This is a genomic window from Pontibacter locisalis (assembly GCF_042684605.1).
GTDB lineage: Bacteria > Bacteroidota > Bacteroidia > Cytophagales > Hymenobacteraceae > Pontibacter > Pontibacter locisalis.
Window position 1 is genome coordinate 181,632 of sequence record NZ_JBHULU010000012.1, and the last position, 23,634, is coordinate 205,265.

Consider the following 23,634-nt stretch of genomic DNA (forward strand, 5'->3'; position numbering starts at 1 on the left):
TTACAATTAAGCTTGTGGTTCAGGATTTATAACTTTATGCTTGCATACGGATTTCGGGCACTAAAGCTAAGACAGGTTACTGATAATCTGATTAATGCGTTGCGTTTAACCGGCATTAAGCCATTCCTCAGCCTCATCCGCATTTAAAAAGCTGCTTATTTGCATATCACATTGAGCTATGATCTGCTGAATTTGTAAAGTGGCAATACGATCAATGGGTTCCAGCAGAGCTATTTGGGAGGCACTGTTGTCTTTTATCAGGTTATGTACTTCAAGGTGCAGGCTATTAAGAGACGGAGGATGCGTAATCATGGTACGCATGTCTAATAACAATGAAAAATCTGGGCGGGTAAGCTTTATGGCTTTTTGCCAGTCGTTTAAATATTCCGGAACAACCTCCTTGTCCTTCCAATACCCAAGCAAGGTGAGGTATATTCTGTTGCTCAACTCATCGTACTGCAATTCGTAGCAATCAGTTTTGGCAATCTGGATAATGGATGTTTCCGGGGCGGTGTGTTTGTCGGTGCTGTACATAATAGGTCTTAGTAGCATACGAATGCTACTAAGACCTGCTTTACACTATTTAAAGTAAAAGTTAAATTATGATAACTAAATAGTGAAGACTTCTACCTGGTAGGTGTAAATTAAAAATTAAGGGCAGTAGTTTCCTCAACTACTGCCCTGGAATGTATTCCGTAGTAAAATTAAATTTTGATTAAACCATTTATATCATGTACCACGCCATTCTTCACCGCCTGGTTAGCCTTTACAATTTTTATCCCGTCAACTAGGGTGTAATCTTTTTTGCGGCAGATAGTTACCTTCGTACCTGCCAAAGTTTCTACAGTTGCTCCATCTTTTAAATCTGTCTCCAGGTATTTACCTTTAAGAATATGGCCGGATAAAACAGTTCTGATCTTTTGGGCAGATTCATTCTCAAGACTCTTCAGACTTTCATCAGGAGGCGCAAGAATAGTATAAGCATCGTCTGAGGAGAGAATTGGAGTTAATCCAGCCTTTGTTAGCAGGTTTGCTAACGAAGGATGTGTATCAACCACGAACTGCAGTAACGTGCTTCTCTCCTGTGGTGCCAAGGCCACAGTATGTGCCTGCGCCTGTAGCGCACAGCAGAAAATTACAGCTACTAGTGATAGCTTTCCAAGGGTGCTTTTATATATTAAATCCACGGGTATAAAGGCTTGTTAACAGCACTTTATACGCAACAGGATTTATAACAGCCGAAAAATTAACCTGTTAAAGGAGAAGAAGCTAAACGATAGAGCAGGTTTTAAAACAAGCGCCAGTTGCTTATTTCTGTCACAAAATTTGGAAATGCCTGTGGCACTAAAATAAGGCTCAAAACAAATCCATACACAGCACCATACAGGTGGGCATCATGGTTGATGTTACCCTCCATCTTTCTACCAGAATAGTAGGAGTAAACAACATAGAGCACTCCTAGTATAAACCCTGGAATACATAAAATCGCATACAGGCAGATATCCTGCGTTGGATAAAACAGAATGCTGGAGAACACCACTGCAGCAACGCCACCCGATGCACCTAAGGCACGATAAGAAGGATCGTTTCTGTGTTTGATATATGTTGGAATATCTGAAATAATTATCCCTCCGATATACAGCAGAAGGTAGATAAGTATGCCTGTTGTTGGTCCAAAAACTATTTCAAAGGTGCGTTCTACAAGGCCCCCAAAAAAGTAGAACGTAAACATGTTAAAGAACAGGTGAGTAAAATCGGCATGAATAAAGCCGGAGGTAACAAAGCGATACCATGAATTATCTCGCTGCACAGCATAAGGCTGTAGAATCCACTTATGTATCAGCTCCTGATTCTGCCATGCATAAATAGATATTCCAACCGTAATAACAATAAGTATAAGGGTAACGCTCATAATAAATTTTAATTAGAAGGCTATGACTAGAATGATTGCGGAACAGAAATTTAGCTGTCCCTCTCCATTAACTGCAATGCCAAACCTCTTATGGTAGATTTTTTCTCTTCGGGTAGGTCAATAGCATCTAAATGCTGCAGCGCTTTATGAAAATACAAGTCGATGTGCTGCTCCGTTTGATGCCGGATGCTCAGTTGGTCATAGACAGATGTTATAGACCTTACTTTTTCCTCGGTTATACTCTCTTCTGTTCTGTTTCGCCAGCTAATGATCGTATTAAGCTGCTCCTGGTTTGCCTGCTCCAGAGCTGTTAGCATCAGGAAGGTCTTCTTATCCGAAAGGATGTCGCCTCCTACCTGCTTGCCAAATTTGTTCTGGTCACCATATACGTCCAACAGATCGTCTCGCAATTGAAATGCAATGCCGATGTTATCACCAAACAGTTTCAGATGCTCGGCATCCGTATCCGGCGCACCCTGGAGTATAGCACCTAGCTTCAGGCTGAAACCTAGCAGAACAGCTGTCTTGAGGGTAATCATTTGTATGTATTCATGAATACTCACCTTTTCGCGTAACTCAAAGTTCATATCCAGTTGCTGCCCTTCGCACACTTCAGCGGCTGTAGCACTGAATAGTCTCAGAACTTTGGCCAGCTTATTCTGCTCCACACCCAGCAATAACTCATACGCCCTCACCAGCATCACATCACCACTAAGTATAGCCGTGTTTGCATTCCACTTTTCATGTACGGTTTGCTGTCCGCGACGCAGCGGAGCCTTATCCATGATGTCGTCGTGCATCAGCGTGAAATTGTGGAAAACCTCTACCGCTGCCGCAGGTAAAAGTGTGTGTTCCACATCCTCGTCGTACATTTTTGCAGCTAATAGCACCAGTAAAGGGCGAATACGCTTGCCTCCCAGAGCCATAATGTACCGGATTGGCTCATAAAGCTCTGGGGGATTCTCGCCGTAGCGAAGCGTTGATAATGTGTGATGGATCTTTTCAGAGAGATGTGAGATATCCACAGGTCTGCTTAATGTTGTTTCAGGGTTTTTACAAGTTCAAGATCGATTGTACGGTCTGCAAGGTTGGCGCTTTTTACTTCTACCAACACTTCGTCACCAAAAGAAATAATACGTTTTGACTGGCGGCCAATGATGCGATAATTGTCAGCATCCAGGTCGTAATAATCGTCGGTCAGGTCAGACAAACGCACCATGCCTTCGCATTTGTTCTCTTCGATCTCCACAAATATACCCCATTCTGTGACACCAGACACAATTCCTTTGTATTCGTTGCCAATAGTGTCTTTCATAAACTCTACCTGCTTATACTTTATAGAGGCGCGCTCTGCATCGGCAGCACGTTTTTCCATTTCAGAAGAGTGCTGGCAACGTTCCTCATAATCTTCTTTTTCAGCTGATTTACCGCCGTCCAGGTAATGCTGCAGCAAGCGATGCGCCATCATATCCGGATAGCGTCGAATTGGCGAGGTAAAGTGCGAGTAGTGGTCGAATGCCAAGCCAAAGTGCCCTTCCGGATCAGTGCTATACTTTGCCTTGGCCATAGTTCTGATGGCCAGGTTCTGTAAAACGCTTTGCTCCGGCTTTCCTTCTATCTCTTCCGTCAGGTTATTCAGCTCCACTGAAATGTCACCATCGGGGTTAACTTTATACCCGAATTTGCGGGCAAACAGGGAGAAGGTACTAAGCTTATCTGGATCTGGTGAACCGTGGGTACGGTATACCATAGTGGGATGCTTGTTACCTTTTCCAAGGTGATACACATACTCCGCCACCTTTTTATTAGCGAGCAGCATAAACTCCTCGATCAGCTTGTGCGCATCTTTACGCTCCTTTACATATACAGATAACGGACGCCCATCTTCGTCTAGCTTAAACTTTACTTCCACTGTTTCGAAGCTGATAGCTCCGTTTTTAAAGCGTTTAGCCTGTAGCTTTTTAGCAATCCGGTTTAGTGTGTTTATTTCGTCAGCAAAGTCGCCTTCGCCTGTCTCAATTCGCTCCTGCGCCTCTTCATAAGCAAAGCGGCGATCAGAATAAATTACTGTGCGGCCATACCAGGTATCGTACAGCTTTCCATTATCATCTAGCTCAAATACTACTGAGAATGTCAGTTTCTCTTCGTTTGGCCTAAGGGAGCAGAGGCCATTCGAAAGGCGCTCCGGTAACATTGGAATGGTTCTATCCACCAGGTACACCGAGGTGGCCCTGTGGTAAGCTTCTTTCTCTAACAGGCTGCGCGGATGAACATAATGTGTTACATCGGCAATGTGCACGCCTATTTCCCAGTTACCGTTCTCCAGCTTCTGAATAGACAGCGCATCATCAAAGTCTTTGGCATCGGCAGGGTCTATGGTAAATGTGGTTACATCCCTGAAGTCACGGCGCTTGGCAATTTCACCGGCTGTTATCTTATCGGAGATAGTCTCTGCCTCTTCTTCTACTGTTTCCGGAAACTCAAACGGTAAACCAAACTCGGCCATAATGGAGTGTATCTCAGCCTCATTTTCTCCTGCCGGGCCAAACACGCGAATAACCTCACCAGTAGGGTTCTTGTCCGGATCTTTTGGCCATTCCACTATCTTCACTAATACCTTGTCTCCTGACTGCGCACCGTTCAGTCCACGTTCACCAACGAAAACATCAAAGTATAAGCGTTTAAAATCCGGCACAACGAATCCGAAGTTCTTTGACAACTCCATCACTCCTACCAGTTCGGTACGCTGTCGCTCTACTACTTCTACTACAACACCCTCCTGGCGGCCACCACGCACCGTTGGCAGTACCTCTACCTTTACCAGGTCACCGTCCATGGCATACTTCAGGTGCTCCCGGAAAACCCGGATATCTTCTTCACGCTCTTCCGACACAATGTAGGCATACTTGCTGTTTGCAAGGTCCACCCGGCCGGTGATGATATCTACTTTTAGGTTCATGATATATTTATCTTCATCAACCCTGAGCAGTTTATTTTCTTGCTTTAGTGTATGTAAAACGTTCTCTACCTGTTCACGGCCCTTCTTATCCACTATGCCCATTCTTCGGCAAATCTGGCGCTGTGTAAAAACATTATCAGGGCTATCAGAGAATATTTCCAGTACATTAGCTTTAAACGACTTCTGCACCCCTTTCCTGCCTGTTGGCTCACGTCTGGCAGAGCCTTCTCCTCTTGATGAGGTCTTTCTTTCAGATGATTTCTCGCCCCTTCCTCTGGAGCTGCTGCGGTCGTTACGGCTATCACTGCCGCTTCTTTTACTGTTTTTGCTTCTCATGAATCTTTATCAATATAGGGACAGCCAACAGAGCCGTCGCATCTATTTTTATACTTTAACTTTTAACTGCTTTATCTATTCAGTTACTACTATACGCCTGAAAAGGGTACTTGGCTAAAGTGCACTGTAATTTATAGAGAATTTTCTATATAACCGGGAAATAGAGAGTTAGATGAAGCAGAACAAAAAGAAAAAGAAAGCTCTGTTAGGTATGTGTGTAACAACCCAGCTGATTCTATCAACTACAAGTGCTACGAAAACTAAATCGAGAATAATAATATTATTATGCTATAATATAAAAATATTATATGAATTTTAGCACCTACTTAGCAGAAGATATTGCAAAAGAAGGAAAAATGTGATTGCTTTAAGAAATGGTACCGGGAAAGCCGGTACAGAAGTTCAAATAAAATTACATTAACAATGCTACTCACTATTGCTGCACTTTTTGTAGTGCCTCTATTTGTCTACTGCCTTTACCTTTTTGCAAGGGATGTTCAGCAAAGCTATTCTCTTTATAGGTTTAAGAGAAATCGCCTGAGAAACAAGAGAACTGAATAAGGTAAAATTGAACCGTTAGCCTATTAACTGTTTGCTCTACCTATTTAGTGTGTAACTATTTAAAATAATTGGAAGCCGCATCAACGGCTTCTTTTTTTTAGTAATCAGGACCGAACTTTATTTTCTCTGCTAAAGACCTTATCTCTTCCCGCTTCTCTTTCGCTTTCAGAATATCTGAAGGTTCCCCTTTGAGTACAGCGTCGAGAAGAGTTCGGGTGTACTCCTCCTGAGGATGTTCAAACAATTGCTCAGGTTTGCCCTCTTCTACGATCTGCCCGTTATGCATAACCAGAATACGATCTGCCATATACTTAGCAACAGCTAAATCATGCGTAATGAAAATGTATGTGATCTGCAGTTCCTTCTTTAGCTGGTTTAATAAATTTAGCACCTGCGCCTGCACCGATACATCCAAATTTGATACAGCTTCATCACAAATAAGGCATTTTGGCTGCAATGCAAGAGCCCGGGCAATAGATATGCGCTGCCGCTGACCACCAGAGAATTCCTGTGGATAACGATCAAAGCAAGATGAACTAAGCCCCACTTTATCAATCAGTTCCAAGGTTTTTCCACGGCGTTCTTTATCGTCAGCATAGTACTTATGCACACGCATGGGTTCCATGATTGTTTCGCCTACAGTGTGCATGGGGTTAAGCGAAGCGTAGGGATCCTGGAAGATCATCTGAAAATCGCGGCGCCTCTTGCGTAACTCTTCAGGAACTAAGCGTGTAATATCTTGGCCATCAAAGATAATGCTTCCTTTAGTTGGCTCCAATAAACGGAGCAGAGCACGTGCAAGCGTAGTCTTACCGCAACCTGACTCGCCAACCAAGGCTATTGTTTCTCCAGGCTGTACTTCAAAACTTACACCATCTACTGCTTTGATGTAACCAGTAACGCGCCCGAAAAACCCTTTCCTGATAGGGAAATGTACTTTTAGGTTCTCCACTTTAAGCAGCGGAGCTATTTGTTGTTGTTCAGGATTTGTTAAAGAAGAAGCTTCTTTACTTACTAAGTCTACCAGCTTAGTCGCTGCTCCTTTATCTCGTTCAATAACATTTCCATGATCATCTTTCAGCAAGAAATCGGATACTACAGGAAGTACAGATTGCGGCTTAACCGACAACTTTGGCTGGCAGGCTAACAGCCCTTTTGTATAGGGATGTTGTGGGTTGGTAAAAATATCCATTACACTTCCCTGTTCTACCAGCCTGCCCTTGTACATGACCAGAATACGATCGGCTATTTCGGCCACTATTCCCAAGTCATGCGTGATAAACAGCACGGCAGTATTCTCCTTCAAACGTAGTTCGTTTATCAGCTGAAGTACGCGTGCCTGTACCGTCACGTCTAGAGCAGTAGTAGGTTCATCTGCTATAAGTAAACTTGGCTCACAGGCCATGGCCATCGCTATCATTACCCGCTGCTTCTGTCCTCCAGATATTTCGTGTGGATAAGTATCAAAAATCTTCTCTGGTCGCGGGAGCTTTGCTCTCTCAAATAGTAGAATGGTACGTTCTTTGGCCTCTTTTTTGGAAAGATTGGCATGTAGCAACAAAACCTCTGCCACCTGTTTTCCACAAGTAAGTACCGGGTTCAGTGATGACATAGGTTCCTGAAAAATCATACTGATTTCATTGCCACGGATCTTTTGCATCTGCTTTTCCGGCAACTGAAACAGGTCGACTTCACCGTATGCCTTCGAATGAAACATAGCCCTCCCTCCTGCTGTACCTCCTGCGTTAGTGTTGATCAGCCGCATCAGCGAAAGCGCTGTTACGGATTTACCAGATCCGGACTCTCCTACTATAGCCACAGTTTCGCCGGGATAAACCTCAAAAGAGATGTTATCAACGGCCTTAGTTTTGCCATGCCTAGTGGAAAAAGCAGATTCCAAGTTACTGACCTGGAGTATAGGAGTTGATAGTGACAAGTTTAATTTAGATTTACACCTTTAGTAAAAGTAGCATTTTTATTTAACCTGTACAGGAAGACGAAGCAAATCTGAGGGCAAAAAAAAAGGGCCGCTCCACATGGAACAGCCCCCTTAACAGACTTATAACTATTACTTATAGACCCTGCTGTTGCTCAACAGTTGTTTTATGCTCTGGTTCGTGATGCTCCCCAAAGAAACGTTTTTGGTTAAAAAGAATCAGTAATACTCCGATAAAAATAGCTGAGTCAGCAACGTTAAAGATAGGCCAAAGCGACATTGGCTTACCACCCAATAATGGCACCCAGTGGGGTACTATACCTTCCCATATATCAATGTAGAACATATCAATAACCTGTCCATGAAACCAGGGTGTTGAAGAACCATAGGGTGCATTATCAAACCATACACCATAAAAGGTACTATCAATTAAGTTACCAATGGCACCGCCAAGGATCAGTGCAATGCACCAGATCAATCCTTTGGGGGCATGATGTTTAACCAAGTAATAGAGGTAATAGCTTATACCAAACATGGCTACAAGGCGGAATAACGTCAGGATTAACTTACCATATTCAGAACCTAACTCCACTCCAAACGCCATACCCGGGTTCAGGGTATAGTGCAGCTTCAGCCAATCACCAATTAAATGTATTTCGCCAGGCAGGCCCATTTCCATGTTGTAATGAACGATCAGTTTAACCGCCTGATCCAACACGATCACGGCCAACGCCGCCATGTAATATTTCCAGTATTTCATATTTATTCTATAAACTGCCCTTGGTGAGGCAAAAGTATGAAGACACCAGGAGAAACTAAGTTTTCCTGGTGCCTCAGAATTAAATGGCGTTGCTGTCGGTTTGAATGTTTAGCAGCACTGTATATTCGTCAATGTCAAGCACTGTAGCATCTGTTAACTCTTCTACAATGTCAAGGGTAAGAGCCTGTGTTTCGGCACAAATATAGGCACTGTAGTTAATAACAGCCTCGTTCACCTCTGGGGCTGCAAGTTGCATATAAATGTGGATTTTGTCCTGTACCTCCAGATTAGTGTCCTTCCGCAGATTCTGTATTCGATTCACAAGATCACGTGCAATACCTTCCTGCTTCAGTTCTTCCGTGATAGTTATATCAAGCGCTACAGTTAATCTTCCTTCACTGGCTACCAACCAACCAGGGATGTCTTCCGAAGTGATTTCTACATCATCTGGTGTCAGAACAGCGGTTTCATCATCTGCCAGCATGATTTCGAATCCACCTTCACGTTCCAGGTGCGCAATGTCGTTCTGGTCCATCTGCTGCACTGCTGCAGCCACCAATTTCATTTTTGGCCCGAAAACCTGTCCCAACTTCTTGAAATTTGGCTTAATCTTCTTCACCAATATATCTGATGTATCGTCAATGTATTCTATGGACTTTACATTCACTTCACTCATGATCAGATCGGCAACTGCTTCTATCTGCTGCTTCATCTTCGGATTTAGCACCGGGATAAGAATGCGCTGCAATGGCTGACGTACCTTGATCATTTGCTTTTTGCGCAGCGAGTGCACCAGCGATGAAACTGTTTGTGCCAGTTCCATACGCTCCTCAAGATCCTTATCTATATCAATTTTCTCAACCTCTGGATAGTAGGCTAAATGTACTGACACCTCTTGATGCTTGTTACTTACAGCATTTAAATCACGGTACAACTGCTCCATATAAAAAGGTGCAATCGGTGCAGCAATTTTAGCAATGGTCTCCAGACAGGTGTAAAGAGTCTGGTAAGCAGCAATTTTATCTGTGTTATACTCACCTTTCCAGAAACGCTTACGGTTCAGGCGCACATACCAGTTGCTCAGATCATCCACTACAAAGTCCTGGATTGCCCGGGCTGCACGGGTAGGGTCATAATCTTCGTAATATGCGTCTACATTTCCTACAAGCGTATTCATCTTGGATATGATCCAGCGGTCAGACTCTGTTCGCTGCGCCATTGGAACATCATCCTCCTGGTAAGTGAACTTGTCCAGGTTAGCGTAAAGTGCGAAGAATGAGTAGGTGTTTTGCAGCGTACCAAAGAAACGGCGCTGTGTCTCAACCACACCATCCGGGTTAAATTTCAGGTTATCCCAAGGCGGAGCATTGGCGATCATATACCAGCGTACTGCATCCGGACCATAGTTACCTATCATCTCGAACGGATCGATAGCATTGCCTAAACGCTTGCTCATCTTATTACCGTCCTTGTCTAGCACAAGCCCGTTGGCGATTACGTTTTTGTAAGCTACACTGTCTTCCAGCATAACTGCCAGAGCGTGCAGCGTAAAGAACCAACCACGCGTCTGGTCTACACCTTCTGCAATAAAGTCGGCCGGGAAATTTTTCTCGAACTGTTCTTCGTTCTCAAGTGGGTAATGCCACTGTGCATAAGGCATAGCCCCGGAGTCAAACCAAACATCAATAAGGTCTGTCTCTCTGTACATTGGCTTTCCGGAGCTGCTTAGTAGCACAATGTTGTCCACATAAGGGCGGTGCAGGTCATTCACCTCAACTGCCGCATCCATTACGCCAAACTCTACTGCTTTTTCTATCGCTTCATTTAACTCTGCAATCGAACCAATGCATCGCTCTTCTTCGCCATCCTCTGTTCTCCAGATTGGCAGCGGTGTGCCCCAGTAACGCGAACGGGAAAGGTTCCAATCCACCAGGTTCTCTAACCAGTTACCGAAACGGCCAGAGCCAGTTGATTCGGGTTTCCAGTTGATAGTCTTATTCAGTTCAATAAGCCTATCCTTAACGGCAGTAGTTTTAATAAACCAGCTATCCAGCGGATAGTAAAGGACCGGCATGTCTGTTCTCCAGCAATGCGGGTACGTATGCTCGTACTTTTCTACTTTAAAAGCCTTGCCATCTTCTTTTAGCTTGATGGCAATTTTTACGTCTGTTGGTCTATACTCCGGAGATGACTCATCTTCCTTTGCATAGTTCTTGACATACATGCCGGCAAAATCTGTTATCTGAGATACAAAACGTCCTTGCCTGTCCACAATTGGAACCTGCTTTCCTGATTCATCTGTAACCAAAAGTGCTGGTATATCATTTTGCGCTGCTACTCTAAAGTCATCAGCACCAAAGGTCGGAGAAATGTGCACGATACCAGTACCGTCTTCTGTTGTCACATAATCACCAATGATCACACGGAAGGCAGGCTTTTCAGGTGTTACATATGGCATCAGTTGATGATATTCCACTCCGTCGAGATCCCGGCCTTCAAATTCCTCTACAATCTGGTAAGGAATAAGCTTATCACCAGAGTTGTACTCAGTTAAAGCAATGTCAGCAGCTTTAGGATTAAAGTACCGGCTAACTAAATCTTTGGCAAGTATAACTGAGATTGGCTCATAGGTATATTGGTTATAAGACTTAACCTTAACGTATTTTATATTCTTGCCTACAGCCAGAGCAGTGTTTCCAGGGAGTGTCCAGGGAGTAGTTGTCCAGGCAAGGAAATAGACCTGCTCATCCTCATGTTCAAAAAGGAACATATTGCGGGTAATTCGCTTCACCGCAAATTGTGCTACAATAGTGGTATCCTTAACCATTTTATAGCAGCCCGGCTGGTTTAGCTCATGAGAGCTTAGACCTGTTCCTGCGGCAGGAGAATAAGGTTGGATGGTGTAGCCCTTGTAAAGATAACCTTTATCGTACAGGCGCTTCAGAAGCGCCCAGCAAGATTCGATGTACTCGTTCTCAAATGTAATGTACGGGTTATCAAGATCTACCCAGTACCCCATTTGCTCGGTTAGTGTATCCCACTGGTCTTTGAAACGCATCACCGTTTCGCGGCAGCGCTGGTTATACTCTTCTACCGTGATCTTCTTACCGATATCTTCTTTAGTGATACCCAGTTCTTTTTCTACCTGCAGCTCTACAGGCAACCCGTGGGTATCCCAGCCACCTTTACGGTTCACGTGGAACCCTTTAAGGGTTTTATAGCGGCAGAAAATATCTTTCACAGCACGAGCCATTACGTGGTGAATACCCGGCGTACCGTTTGCTGACGGTGGGCCTTCATAGAAGACAAAAGGGGTGTTGCCTTCACGGGTTGCAACAGAGCGTTCGAAGATGTTGTTCTGCTTCCAGAACGCTAATACTTCTTCGCCTACTTTGGCGTAATTCAGATTTTTATACTCGTTATACTTCACTGGTTACAGGTTTTTTATCTTCCTCCAGAATTTCTTCTTCTACTTTTAACTTAAGCTGATTCAAATCAAGCTCTTCATCCTCTTGCTCCAGGTAAAACTCGTTATAGTGTTCTATCAGCGCGTAAGGATCATGTTTATACTTGCCGCTGTCGAAGGTCATCAGCAAAGTTGGCAATATAATCAGGTTTGTGAATAATGCAATTAGTAAACTTACCGACATTAACACACCCAAGGCCTTTGTACCCCCAAATTCGGAGAACGCAAATATCACGAACCCGAAGAACAAAATAATGGAAGTATAAATCATACTTGTACCCGCCTCTGTTAAACTGGTTGTAATAGCTCTGCTCACATGAAAGCCATTTGAAAGCAACTCACTTCTGTATTTTGCCAAAAAGTGAATTGAATCATCGATAGCGATACCGAGTGCTATACTAAAGATAAGGGCAGTGCTAGGTTTAAGTGGAATGTTGAAAAAACCCATCAGGCCTCCGGCAATCAATAATGGTATCATGTTCGGTATCAGCGAAATAATCACTATCCTCATCGATTTAAACAACAATGCTATTACAATAGTTACCAACACAAAAGCTAATATTAGGCTGGAGCGAAGGTTGTTGATAAGGTACTCATTACCCTTTATGAACAGCAAGGTTGTTCCGGTAAGGCTAACGGTGGTTTTGCTGCCGGAATCATCGCGGGTAAAGACAGTGGTGTTACCTTCTTCGGTAACGGTTACTCCCTCACCACCATAAATCTCATGCAGTTCAGGCTTGATTTTTTTAAGAATAAGAGTATCAAGTTCTCTAGAACCTGCGTCAGCTACTTTTAAAGAAATACGTGCCCGTTGCCCTGTACTATCAACAAAGGAATGTAGCAAACGCTGGTTAATATCATTATTCTGCTTTGCAAGATAGCTGAAGATAAAGTTTCTTTCTGTGTTATCTGGTAATCGGTAGGAGTTGGGATCTCCTCCGTAGAATGCCTGGGTAGCTGTTTTCACCAGCCCCACTACTGAAATAGGAGCCGAGAGAATAGGTTGCGTGCGCAGAAAATTCTCCAGCTGATTCAGCTTGCTTAGGTTTGGCAGTCGCATTACACCCTGCTTTACGCCCGTGTCTACGATAATCTCCAGTGGCATCACCCCGTTAAAGTGGTTCTCAAAAAAGGTAAGGTCTGCATTCACGCTACTTTCCTCTGGCAGGTCGTCTACCATGTAAGAGACCGTCTTAACTTTATAGATACCCCACAAAGATAGCACCAGCGCCAAGGTGGTAAAGAAGTAGACCAAAGGGCGCTTACGGTGAACAATAGAATCGAAGAACTCCAGCAGTTTATTTAGTGGCCTTGCATCTAAATGCCGTAGTTGCTTATTGCTCGGAGGCGGCAGGTATGAGAATACTACCGGGATCAGAATTATACTGATAACAAAGGTTACAAAGATGTTGATACCGGCCACCACACCAAATTCATAAAGAATAGCCACGTGCGTGAACATGAATACAATGAAACCAATGGCAGTGGTAGTGTTGGTTACCAGATTCACTACTCCGATTTTACTTATTACTCGGGAAAGGGCCAGTATTTTGTTTCCATGCTTCCGGTAATCATAATGGTAGCGCGTAAGCAGGTAAGTGGAGTTTGGGATACCTATAACAACCAGTATGGCAGGGATAAGCCCTGTCAGCAAAGAAATCTTGTAGTCCAGAAGCGAAAGAGTACCCAGCACCCAGACTACAACTAAACTTATGACCAGTAGCGGGAAGATGACTGCATAAAATGACCGGAAAAAGATAAAGAGGGTTACCCCGGTCACTAATAAAGCCAACAGGAGGAACATCTTCATTTCAGCCGCTACCTTAGTAGTCATTACAGCTCGTACAAATGGTAGCCCTGCATAGTGCAGTTTTATACCTGTGCTTTTAGTAAAAGCCTGTGTGTGCTCCATCACATGATCCATAACCTCCACACGTCTGGCTGAGTTAAGGTACTCCGGATCTACAGTAACGGCTAAAAGAGTTGCACCCGTTTTATTGTTGATGATCTGTCCGTCGTAAAAACCCTGGTTACGCACCACCTGCAGTAGGCTATCCAACTGAGGCTGGGTGGCTGGCATTTTGGAAAAGATGGCAGCAGTAGCAAATTTACTTTCAGCAGTGTCTTTCACCACCTGCACCAGGTTAGGTAACGATATCACTGCCTTCACCCCCTCTACTTTAGTCAGCTTGTCTGATAAAGCTTTCAGCTTCGCAAAATTTTGAAGCCTGTATACTTTATTGTCCTGCATCCCTACTACCAGGATATTACCATCTTCACCAAAGGCCTGCTTAAAGCGTTGAAAGTATTGCATGTCCACATCATCCTGTGACACAACGTTGGCAAAATCATAAGACATTTCTGCATCCTTGGCCTGGTAAGCCATAAACGCAGTAAGGATGGTTAAGAAAATGATAAGCCTTAACCTGTTTTTTATAATGAAGATGGCAATCTTATTCCACATGGTATTCTACAATTCGGCAAAGGTAGGCAATTTTGGCTTGCCATGCGGATTTGAGCTTACAAAGCTGCTGAAATCTGTAACTTAACTGAGGCTTTACTTAAGAGCGGTATCCTTAAAAAAAGAAATAGCCCCAATAATTTGAAGCTACTCTGTATCATTCAATCCTATTTTAACTTTTCTTTTTGGAGCTGGAGGAATTGTTCTTTGGTACACAATTTGGAACTTCCTTCCCATCCTTCTTCTTCATCCCTACTGGTTCATACCCTTTCCAGCAGGGATTGTTATCTTTCAAACTGTTTTCTTTATCTGATTTCGTACTCATTACATAAGTTATATTGATTATAGTAATGTATACGGTAGTAACTTCTCAGATAACTTTGCTTTTGGTTAACCTGCTAAATAGTTTCGTTAATCATCTAAACAATACTGTTATCCCCTGTTAATAATTAGTAGCAAAACCTTCATTCTAACCTCTATTAGCAATATTTTCAACTAATTCCTAACAGGTAAAACTACAGAAGAATGAATCACTGTGGCAACATTCGGTCCTTGTTCTTCTACTGTTCCAAGTGCCATAGAAGGACTTACTAATATAACCATTAACTGTTTATAAGTTTGAGCAAAGACTTCCTTAGACTCATCTAAACCAGTTTTACTATAGGATATAAACAACCTAAATGTCTTCCTTACCGGAACAAATGAATATCTAGATAAATATATTTTACATAATTTTTGCACTTAATTTGCTTTTAGACATTCTGAGGTTGCATTTGCTGTACTTGTTCCACTCGAAAGGAGGGAGTCTGATAGTCATGAGGAAGATATGCTGATGGGATTGTAACCATATTACCATCTCGCTGAGCCCGGTAGTGTGGCGACAGGATTTCTATACCTGCTTCGTTAAACTTATCCTGAATGTTTTGGTGGATGTTAGAGTAAATAAATGCCATTTTGCCTGCCGTGAAAGTGTAGGCATTTAGTTGATAACTCACATAGAAATCATCAAGGCTGGTTTGAAGCACGAAAGGTGCCGGTGACTTTTCAACGCTTGGAGTAGCAAGGGCAGCATCTATCAAAGCTTGATGGACCTTCTGCCAGGGCACATCATAGCCAATTGTAACAGTAGTATGCAGCACCAGACCCTTTTCACTCTGCTCGCTGCAGGTAGTAAAATTAGTTGTGTGGCTATTCAGGATCATAGCATTCGGTATGGTGATGTCTTCATTTTTGATAGTCCGCACCCGTGTTACAAGTAGCGTCTTCTCAATAACATCTCCTGTTATATCCCCTATTTTAATCCGATCCCCTATTTTAAAAGAGCGCATATAGGTAAGTACCAGGCCTGCCACCATATTTGCAATAGCAGACGATGATCCTAAAGAGAAAAGGATACCTAAGAAAACAGAAACACCTTGAAACACTGCCGAATCTGAACCTGGTAAGTATGGCCAGATCACCACAAACATAAAAGCATACAGCAGGAAGCGAACAATATTATATGTTGGCTTAGCCCAGTCCTTGTAAAACCCTGGCACTTCCAGCTTCCCTTCCTCTACTTCACCTGCGAGAAAGCGCAAAAACTTAACTACATAATGTGTTACAACCACTATGACCAAAATGGTGAGCATATTAGGAATGTAGTTAATCACACCCATGCCAATCTTCCTGAGCGGGCTGATAATGTAGAGAAGAAGTGTTTCAGCATACCCCTCCGTCCAGGGAAAAATACTGAATAACACAGGCAACAGAATGTAGAAAAGTATAAAAACTGTAATGAGACGGATAAACCTTACAACTGCTAGAATAACAGCTGCCTCCCGCTCTGGCGTCAGCATTTCATAGTTTTTTACTTTCACACCTTTTAACCTCTTTCCCTGCTGCTCATCTATTTTTCTGAAGATGAAATGGAAGAGCTTGTTTACATACATTATCACGAAGTAGAAGATGATTAAAACCAATATGGCCAGGCCCACTTCTACCATGATAGTACGAAGGCTGTTTTGCCTCGCCGATTCCACTACTGATGCTCTTATTTTGGCTGCATAAAGCTCCGCGATCTCTTCTCGTGGCTTTTCTGCTATAACTGCATCAGCATCTGTAACACTTATAACGATCCTGTCGAGGTAAATTACCTCTGTTGTTAGTATGTTGTCTACCACTTTTACAGAATCCTCTGCAAAGAACCTTTCCTCCGAAAGCTCCTTTACCCTTTTACTTATTGCTGCTGCGCGCTCCTCTTTGCTAAAGGAACCTACCGGGTTAAAAATATGGAATAAGGTATCTTTTTGTAATACAACTGGTACTCCTTGTCCCTGTACGGTGATATCCGGAGAAGATTGGGCTGTGGCTCCACTCAGGGTTAAGAAAGCGAAAAGACACAATAATGCTTTGATAACTGGCATGTTATAGGATGTAGTTGATTCCTTTAAGCTACAAAAAAATTATATTTACTTTTAGAAGAAGTTGAAGCGGCCATTACTTTTTTTGAATTTATCATATTAGAACTTCATCAAAAGCACATATTTATATCTTTTGTAATACATACAGTACTAGCTTCCTACCATTCCTCATCCTATTTTATTCTCCTGTAGCTAAGGGCCAAAACAATAAAAAAGGCAGCGTAGTCAACTACACTGCCTTTCATCTTAATTTTATATTTTGATTTATGCCAATTGCTCAAATATACTTTTGAAGCTTACTGCCTTCTCAATGTAACTTCTTAACTCACTGATTGGCATACGAACCTGCTCACGGCTATCGCGGTCCCGTACGGTTATCGTGTCATCTTCCAGCGTTTGGTGATCAACAGCAATACAGAAAGGGGTACCTATCAAATCCTGACGAGTATAACGCTTTCCTATGCTATCGCGCTCTTCGTAGATGATATTAAAATCATACTTCAATGCATCAAAAACCTCTGTAGCCTTCTCGGGTAATCCATCTTTCTTCGTTAGTGGAAGAATAGCCGCCTTGACAGGTGCCAATGCTGGGTGGAATTTCAGGAAAGTGCGAGACTTAGTGCTTTCTCCTTCTACTATTTCTTCTTCTGTATAAGCATTGCAAAGCGTCATCAAGAACAGGCGGTCTGCTCCGGCTGATGTTTCGATCACATAAGGAATATAATTTCCGAATGGCTTACCGTCTTCATTCAGATCGTTGTCGAAGTATTGCATTTTCTTTCGACTAAGCTCCTGGTGTTGCGTCAGGTCAAAGTCAGTACGAGAGTGTATACCTTCTACTTCTTTAAAACCAAATGGAAAGCGATACTCAATGTCTACAGCGGCGTTTGCATAATGCGCCAACTTTTCATGATCATGGTAACGTAGGCTTTCAGCAGGAATACCAATGGCCTGGTGCCACTTTTTTCGAGTTTCTTTCCATTGCTCGTACCATTCCATCTCAGTGCCGGGACGTACGAAGAATTGCATTTCCATCTGCTCAAATTCGCGCATCCTGAAAATAAACTGACGCGCCACAATTTCATTTCGGAAAGCTTTACCAATCTGTGCTATACCAAAAGGCACTTTCATACGTCCTGTTTTCTGCACGTTCAGGAAGTTCACGAAAATACCCTGAGCCGTTTCTGGTCGCAAGTATATTGTCTGAGATTCATCGGCCACAGAACCAACCTGTGTAGAGAACATCAGGTTGAACTGACGCACCTCAGTCCAATTGGCAGTTCCGGAAATAGGGCATTTTATTCCTTCGCTGATGATCAGGTCACGAACGCCATCCAAATTCTCATCTTCCAGTAGTTTTCCCATTTCAGCAAGCAATGCTCCAGCTTCCTCTACTCTTCCTTCAGCCTCATACTGTGCTGCTTTGTCTTCTATGAGTACATCTGCCCGGTAACGCTTTTTGGAATCCTTATTATCAACCATCGGATCATTGAAGCTATCCACGTGGCCAGAAGCTTTCCAAACCAATGGGTGCATGAAAATGGCCGCATCTAAACCTACTACATTCTGGTTTAGTTGTGTCATGCATTTCCACCACAGGTTTTTGATATTGTTTTTCAGTTCTACTCCCATCTGGCCGTAATCATACACAGCCTGTAAACCATCATAGATGTCGCTGGATGAGAATACGAAACCATACTCCTTCGCATGAGAGATAATATCTTTTAACTGTGTATTTTCCACAGTTGCTTTTTCTTGTGTTGCCATGCTGCAAAGATAGTTTTTTAGAATTTTATTATGCCAATGTGGCGGTAGAGTTTTTAGGTTGCCTCAAATGGCTTCACTCCTTTACTCTTCCTAGACCCTTAGAAACAGCTCCAGGAGTAGTAGCTATCCCCAATCTTAAGCCTGTTAACAATTTCTTAACATAGCCTCTACCCTACTTCCTTCTATTTTAGGCTAACTTGCGCAGTTTTTAGTTTCTCATCCAACTTTTTATAAAATGACTAAATTAAAAAAGTCAAAGAAACCTGTTGTACCTGTCCAACCCTATAAGTTTAGGAAGCGCTACAACGTTGTTGACATTTACATTCAGAAGGAAAAGAAATTTCTTTATTTCATTGCCTTCTCCCTTATTTTGGCTGGAATAGTTTATCCTTATGCCTCTATTGCCATGTGGGTTGGCTTTGCCTTTGCAGGTTATTCCGCTATAGCTAACGACAGCATCCAGACCATAGGTACTTTCATTGTTTCCAATGAAGATAAAAAATGGTATTGGCAGTGGCTTTTCATGGGTCTTATTTTCCTCGGCACTGTTTTTTACAGCTGGTATGTTTTTGACGGTGATGTGACTTATCAACGTTTAGCATCCAAAGGCTTTGCTCAGAATCCTGATAATTTCGTTTACCTACAGCTTGCTGCTCCAATTGTTCTTTTGCTTCTGACCCGCTTCCGTATTCCGGTTTCAACTACTTTCATGCTCCTGAGTGTGTTTACCGTTAGTTCAGGTGCTATTGTTAGCATGGTAAGCAAAAGCTTAATGGGCTATGTTGCTGCCTTTGTTTCAGCTTTTATTCTTTATATCCTTCTTTCTAAGGTTATAAAGAAGTTTATCAAAGGCGAGGCTCATGGTTCCTGGATTGTAGCACAGTGGGTGATTAGTGGGTTTCTGTGGCACACTTGGCTTGCTCAGGATTTGGCTAATGTTGCCGTTTACCTGCCGCGCCAGTTAGGTGTTTGGGAATTTGCCGCTTTCGCTGGGTTTATTTTTCTGGGCCTAGGCTATATGTTTTACCAGCGGGGGGAAAAAATTCAGCATATTATCAATGAGAAGTCTGAAGTTCGTGATGTAAGAAGTGCTACCATCATCGACCTTGTTTATGCGATAATTCTTTACTACTTCAAAGAAATCAACAATATCCCTATGAGTACTACTTGGGTTTTCATTGGTTTATTAGCAGGTCGTGAATTAGGTATGCGGCTTCGTGCTCATGACAGCTCTGTTAAGTTTGGTAAAACCTTTGGCCTTATCGGCAAAGACATCTTGTCTGTAACTATTGGTTTGATCATTTCTATTATACTTGCCGTTGCAATCAATCCTGTTATTCAGGAAGAGTTAGTTAACTTCCTTTTAAAATAATTCTGATTCCTCAGTACATTACAAAGCCCGGCTATTGTCGGGCTTTTTTTGTGCATATTTAATTCGCGATAACGCTTCTATCTATAGCTAATGGCTATTTGAGGTAACTTATAAACAGCCTAATTTATTCCCCTATAGCCATTTTTGCTTTCTGAAGCACATGAAAAAAGCCCGCTTCTGATCGAAACGGGCTTTTGTATTTTACTTTATTTCTCTGGCCAAATAACCTCCAGGTTGTCATTTATAAAAACTCCAAAGTTTACTGCTATCAACTGATCGTCATCGAAATAAAGGTCTATCATTTCTTTTTCGTATGAAATACGGGTTTCCCCTGTTTCTGCCTCCTCCTCTTCCGGATTAGTAATATCATGGTCAGCAAAAAGCTGAATAACCTGATCTTTACTCATTTCAAAAATCCGATCTCCCCAAAGTTGCACCTCTCTGTTGGCTGTTTCGATGCAACTTAGCTTGTAATCATCTTCTTTATCGAAGTATAATGAGTAGCCTTCTTCCCAGTAATTCCAGGCTTGATGCTCAAACTCATCTTCTTCATCAGATTCTTCTACTTCTTCTGGCTCACCCAACAATTCTTCTACTTCTTCCATTGTCAGGCCGAACTTTATTTTACCAAGTCCTTTACCTAACCTGATGTCTTTGTTAATCATTTTAATTTGTGATTTTTTTGCAAAGATACGTGTTTAACTTATTTAGTGGTTGTAATTTACTGATAGATATGCTTTAAGAGCTATAGGTGGCAATAAATTTATCTTTCTGTTGTACATATGCTTGATTAGTTTTAGCCTGCTGCCATTTTTCTTTAAAGATTTCTGCCGATTTTGCCTTTATTGTATCCGGGTCCAGTGGTAACTCTTTTCTGCCATGCGCTCCACTTTGTCCTTTCTTATCCTCCGGTACTGCTCCCTTATACTTTTTCCCTGACTTATGGTTAGCATACCTTCTTGCTCTTGTATAACCCATTTGCAAAAACTTCCTGGCCATGTCTGCTCCTACAAAGTCATCTTCTTTCAAGTACTCAAGGAACATCTCATATATTTTTTCAGATGATTCTGCTGCTATTTCAGGTGTCTTGAAGCGCCAATGTGGCAATATTTCTGATTTGTAAGGTTCCACTAACAGTACTCCCTGTTCCCCTTTACCAACCCGGTATAGCTCTGGATTTTTCCTGAAATCTATTCTTTCAAAGTTTAAGCTATAATCAAAATCATTTTTCTGCATTCTCTTCATAGGAAACAGGTATACCCTTTACAGGTACTGTCTGATAAACTGAATATTGCTCAGGATAAATGACTATAAAGCTATTGTCTTTATAGTTTCTTGACAACACGCGAGGCACAAAATCCAGATTACTGTTATAGGATACAGTTGATTTCCTTGCCGATATTACCACTACCATATCGTCCTTGTTTAACTCCGCTTTCATATTGGCGAACTCATTCAGGCTTGTATAGGGCATGTAGTCTGCTTCCACTGTTGGCTTGGTTTCTTTCACTGCCTGTTTAAGCTTGTTTAGAGTTCTTTTACGCCCTCGGAATACTATCGGAGCACCCAACTGCTGCGACAGTAGTTTAACGCTCCTTATCCATCGCATAAAGCCTCTTTCTAATTCTGCGTTTGTTGGCACCAACACTACTATTCTTTCAGTTGTATTCAGTGGCTGTATGATTTTACATACAAGTACCATCTCGTCTGTATTATCTAGCAGATTATCCAGTACAGTTCCAAAGATTCGGTCTCTGGTAGTGATCTTTGCGTTCCAGCCTAAAACCACCTCTGTTATCATTAATTCCTTTATAGCTCTGAGAATACCACTGGATATATTTACGTCTATTTTAGAAACCAGCTGAACATCGTTATCTGTGGCGGAAGCATGGGTAATTGCCTCCTGTAACATCTTGTTCTTTTTGTATATCTCCTCTTCTGCATGCTCATTGTCTATCACCACAGCCAATGGATAAATTGGGCTTTTGTGGTCCGGGTTTCTTAACATTATGGATAAGTCCAACAGATTTTCTATTGTCTTAGGATTACTGATCGGAACCAGGATTCTATCTGGTTTCACGCTTATATCCGGTTTTCTTCTACTTTCTAATATTGCCAGCTTTCTCCCCACTTTCTCTGTTGAGAATGAGCTTACCATACTCGATACCAGGATTAGCACAACAGCTCCGTTCAGTGCGCTTTCTCCTAGCAAACCTATTTCGAATCCTGCCAAAACAACTGCTAGGGTTGCGGCTGCGTGTGCGCTGCTTAACCCGAATATCAGGTTTCGTTGGAGGATGCTAAAGCCAAACAGTTTCTGTGTCAGGTAAGCCGCTGCATATTTTGTTAATGGTGCCAGTATGACTATGGTACCTGCTATCAGCATTGCGTTGGTATCTGTAAACAGCACTGTCAGGTCTACCAACATACCTGTGCTTATCAGGAAGAATGGGATGAAAATATTGTTTCCCACAAATTCTATTCGGTTCATCAAAGCCGATGTATGGGGTATCAATGGATTTAATGCCAATCCTGCCAGGAAAGCTCCGATTATAGCCTCCATCCCTGCCAGTTCTGACAGGAAAGCAGCTGCAAAGACTACAGTCAATACAAAGATGTACTGTGCCCCCTTCTCACTTTCCAGCTGCTTGAACATCCATTTCGCTACTTTAGGGAACAGCCATAACACTACAGCTACAAAGACTATCATCTTTGTTATCATCAAAACCCAAAACCAAGTGCCTGTTTCTCCTTGTGTTGAGTTAATAATAATTGCCAATACAAATAGTACCGCAGTATCTGTCACCAAAGTTCCTCCAATGGTCAACGTTACTGCCTCATTTTTACTTAACCCTAGTCTACTTATAATTGGGTATGCTAACAATGTGTGGGGGGCAAACATACTCGCTAATAGTATGGCTGGCTTAACATCATAACCGTGCAGGTATAGAAAGACCAGTGTGCCTACAGTTATAGGGATGAAGAAAGTCAATGCTCCAAAAGCTAAGCTTCTTGCTTTATACCTTTTAAAATCTATCATGTCTATTTCCAGGCCAGCCTGGAACATGATGTACAGTAAACCTACTGTCCCGAATAAAACAATACTGGCGTCTCTATCTAATATATGGAATCCGTTTGGACCTAATATTACGCCGGCTACTATCAAACCAACTATCCCCGGGATCCGGAGTTTTCCTAGTAGCAGGGGAATTACCAATATGATTAAAAGTACCAGTGTAAAAATCAATACTGGTTCTTCAAAAGGTAATGATAAGCTCATTAACAATTTCATGCTTCTGTAGTGTTTTTATCTCTCTTAAAGATATGGATTTTCTTTTTGTTTAATTTTTGCTTCTTCAGTTAAAGCTTTTTCTCCTTTTTGAGAACCTTTTCTCCACCTTTCCACAAACTCTAATACCTAATAACTTTTTATAAAATGAATTTTAAATTAATCCTTCTTTCATTATTTAGTGTGTTTATAAGTTGATAACTCTTCTCTTTTTTGTGTAAGGCCGATAACTTGTTTATACATTTTCTGTTTTCACCATTTCTTCCACACTTCCTTTTACTTCTTTCTATTGTGTGTCAGTCCTTTATTCATGTTTTCCACTTTTTACCTGTTTCTGTGTATTTCTTTTTTAACAATTCACACAGACGTGGAAAAAGGCTTTTTATGGCCTAACTTGTTCACTCGTTTCCACT

At 42.2% G+C, this 23,634-nt stretch carries 16 protein-coding genes; 1 reads left to right on the forward strand and 15 read right to left on the reverse strand.

Annotated features, from left to right (window positions below):
• Positions 1-105 precede the first annotated feature (105 nt).
• From ACFSRY_RS08880 to ACFSRY_RS08935, 12 genes are all read right to left on the reverse strand, one after another.
• Positions 106-534 carry a hypothetical protein gene (locus ACFSRY_RS08880; RefSeq protein ID WP_377505615.1) on the reverse strand — a complete coding sequence of 143 codons (429 nt, stop codon included), beginning with the start codon at positions 532-534 and terminating at the stop codon, positions 106-108.
• A 170-nt stretch (positions 535-704) separates the two neighbouring features.
• Positions 705-1,187 carry a fasciclin domain-containing protein gene (locus ACFSRY_RS08885; RefSeq protein WP_377505618.1) on the reverse strand — a complete coding sequence of 161 codons (483 nt, stop codon included), beginning with the start codon at positions 1,185-1,187 and terminating at the stop codon, positions 705-707.
• 101 nt (positions 1,188-1,288) lie between these two features.
• Positions 1,289-1,912 (reverse strand): rhomboid family intramembrane serine protease, encoded by a 624-nt coding sequence (locus ACFSRY_RS08890; RefSeq protein WP_377505621.1) that lies wholly within the window; start codon positions 1,910-1,912, stop codon positions 1,289-1,291.
• Between the two features lie 50 nt (positions 1,913-1,962).
• Complete coding sequence (locus tag ACFSRY_RS08895; protein ID WP_377505624.1) at positions 1,963-2,937, reverse strand: polyprenyl synthetase family protein; 975 nt, start codon at positions 2,935-2,937, stop codon at positions 1,963-1,965.
• An 8-nt stretch (positions 2,938-2,945) separates the two neighbouring features.
• Entirely contained in the window at positions 2,946-5,207 is a 2,262-nt protein-coding gene (gene rnr / locus ACFSRY_RS08900; protein WP_377505627.1) for a ribonuclease R, read from the reverse strand.
• 658 nt (positions 5,208-5,865) lie between these two features.
• Positions 5,866-7,704, reverse strand: coding sequence for an ABC transporter ATP-binding protein (locus ACFSRY_RS08905; RefSeq protein WP_377505630.1), 1,839 nt, complete (start codon positions 7,702-7,704; stop codon positions 5,866-5,868).
• Between the two features lie 136 nt (positions 7,705-7,840).
• On the reverse strand, positions 7,841-8,464 hold the full coding sequence (locus tag ACFSRY_RS08910; RefSeq protein WP_377505633.1) for a lipoprotein signal peptidase: 624 nt from the start codon (positions 8,462-8,464) through the stop codon (positions 7,841-7,843).
• Between the two features lie 79 nt (positions 8,465-8,543).
• A complete protein-coding gene (gene ileS / locus ACFSRY_RS08915; RefSeq protein WP_377505636.1) occupies positions 8,544-11,894 on the reverse strand; it encodes an isoleucine--tRNA ligase in 3,351 nt (1,116 codons plus the stop codon).
• Positions 11,884-14,394: an efflux RND transporter permease subunit gene (locus ACFSRY_RS08920; RefSeq protein WP_377505639.1), complete on the reverse strand. Its 2,511-nt coding sequence runs from the start codon at positions 14,392-14,394 to the stop codon at positions 11,884-11,886. The genes ileS and ACFSRY_RS08920 overlap by 11 nt, the downstream gene beginning before the upstream one ends.
• Positions 14,395-14,563: 169 nt before the next feature.
• Positions 14,564-14,716, reverse strand: coding sequence for a hypothetical protein (locus ACFSRY_RS08925; protein WP_377505642.1), 153 nt, complete (start codon positions 14,714-14,716; stop codon positions 14,564-14,566).
• A gap of 427 nt (positions 14,717-15,143) precedes the next feature.
• Positions 15,144-16,796, reverse strand: coding sequence for a mechanosensitive ion channel family protein (locus ACFSRY_RS08930; RefSeq protein WP_377505645.1), 1,653 nt, complete (start codon positions 16,794-16,796; stop codon positions 15,144-15,146).
• 261 nt (positions 16,797-17,057) lie between these two features.
• Positions 17,058-18,560 (reverse strand): glycine--tRNA ligase, encoded by a 1,503-nt coding sequence (locus ACFSRY_RS08935; protein ID WP_377505648.1) that lies wholly within the window; start codon positions 18,558-18,560, stop codon positions 17,058-17,060.
• A gap of 235 nt (positions 18,561-18,795) precedes the next feature.
• Between ACFSRY_RS08935 and ACFSRY_RS08940 the strand changes: the two genes are divergently transcribed.
• Positions 18,796-19,932, forward strand: a complete 1,137-nt coding sequence (locus ACFSRY_RS08940; protein ID WP_377505651.1) for a hypothetical protein — start codon at positions 18,796-18,798, stop codon at positions 19,930-19,932.
• 206 nt (positions 19,933-20,138) lie between these two features.
• Here the strand turns inward: ACFSRY_RS08940 and ACFSRY_RS08945 are convergent, their stop codons facing one another.
• From ACFSRY_RS08945 to ACFSRY_RS08955, 3 genes are all read right to left on the reverse strand, one after another.
• On the reverse strand, positions 20,139-20,597 hold the full coding sequence (locus ACFSRY_RS08945; protein ID WP_377505654.1) for a hypothetical protein: 459 nt from the start codon (positions 20,595-20,597) through the stop codon (positions 20,139-20,141).
• 73 nt (positions 20,598-20,670) lie between these two features.
• Positions 20,671-21,177, reverse strand: a complete 507-nt coding sequence (locus ACFSRY_RS08950) for a DUF4385 domain-containing protein (protein WP_377505657.1) — start codon at positions 21,175-21,177, stop codon at positions 20,671-20,673.
• Positions 21,155-23,212 carry a cation:proton antiporter gene (locus tag ACFSRY_RS08955; RefSeq protein WP_377505660.1) on the reverse strand — a complete coding sequence of 686 codons (2,058 nt, stop codon included), beginning with the start codon at positions 23,210-23,212 and terminating at the stop codon, positions 21,155-21,157. Before ACFSRY_RS08955 ends, ACFSRY_RS08950 begins: the two co-directional genes overlap by 23 nt.
• Between the last annotated feature and the right edge of the window lie 422 nt (positions 23,213-23,634).

Coding starts and splice junctions, on each gene's coding strand:
- ACFSRY_RS08880 (WP_377505615.1), bottom strand. CDS start 534: ATGTACAGCACCGACAAACACACCGCCCCGGAAACATCCATTATCCAG.
- ACFSRY_RS08890 (WP_377505621.1), bottom strand. CDS start 1,912: ATGAGCGTTACCCTTATACTTATTGTTATTACGGTTGGAATATCTATT.
- rnr (WP_377505627.1), bottom strand. CDS start 5,207: ATGAGAAGCAAAAACAGTAAAAGAAGCGGCAGTGATAGCCGTAACGAC.
- ACFSRY_RS08910 (WP_377505633.1), bottom strand. CDS start 8,464: ATGAAATACTGGAAATATTACATGGCGGCGTTGGCCGTGATCGTGTTG.
- ACFSRY_RS08920 (WP_377505639.1), bottom strand. CDS start 14,394: ATGTGGAATAAGATTGCCATCTTCATTATAAAAAACAGGTTAAGGCTT.
- ACFSRY_RS08925 (WP_377505642.1), bottom strand. CDS start 14,716: ATGAGTACGAAATCAGATAAAGAAAACAGTTTGAAAGATAACAATCCC.
- ACFSRY_RS08930 (WP_377505645.1), bottom strand. CDS start 16,796: ATGCCAGTTATCAAAGCATTATTGTGTCTTTTCGCTTTCTTAACCCTG.
- ACFSRY_RS08935 (WP_377505648.1), bottom strand. CDS start 18,560: ATGGCAACACAAGAAAAAGCAACTGTGGAAAATACACAGTTAAAAGAT.
- ACFSRY_RS08940 (WP_377505651.1), top strand. CDS start 18,796: ATGACTAAATTAAAAAAGTCAAAGAAACCTGTTGTACCTGTCCAACCC.
- ACFSRY_RS08945 (WP_377505654.1), bottom strand. CDS start 20,597: ATGATTAACAAAGACATCAGGTTAGGTAAAGGACTTGGTAAAATAAAG.
- ACFSRY_RS08950 (WP_377505657.1), bottom strand. CDS start 21,177: ATGAAGAGAATGCAGAAAAATGATTTTGATTATAGCTTAAACTTTGAA.
- ACFSRY_RS08955 (WP_377505660.1), bottom strand. CDS start 23,212: ATGAGCTTATCATTACCTTTTGAAGAACCAGTATTGATTTTTACACTG.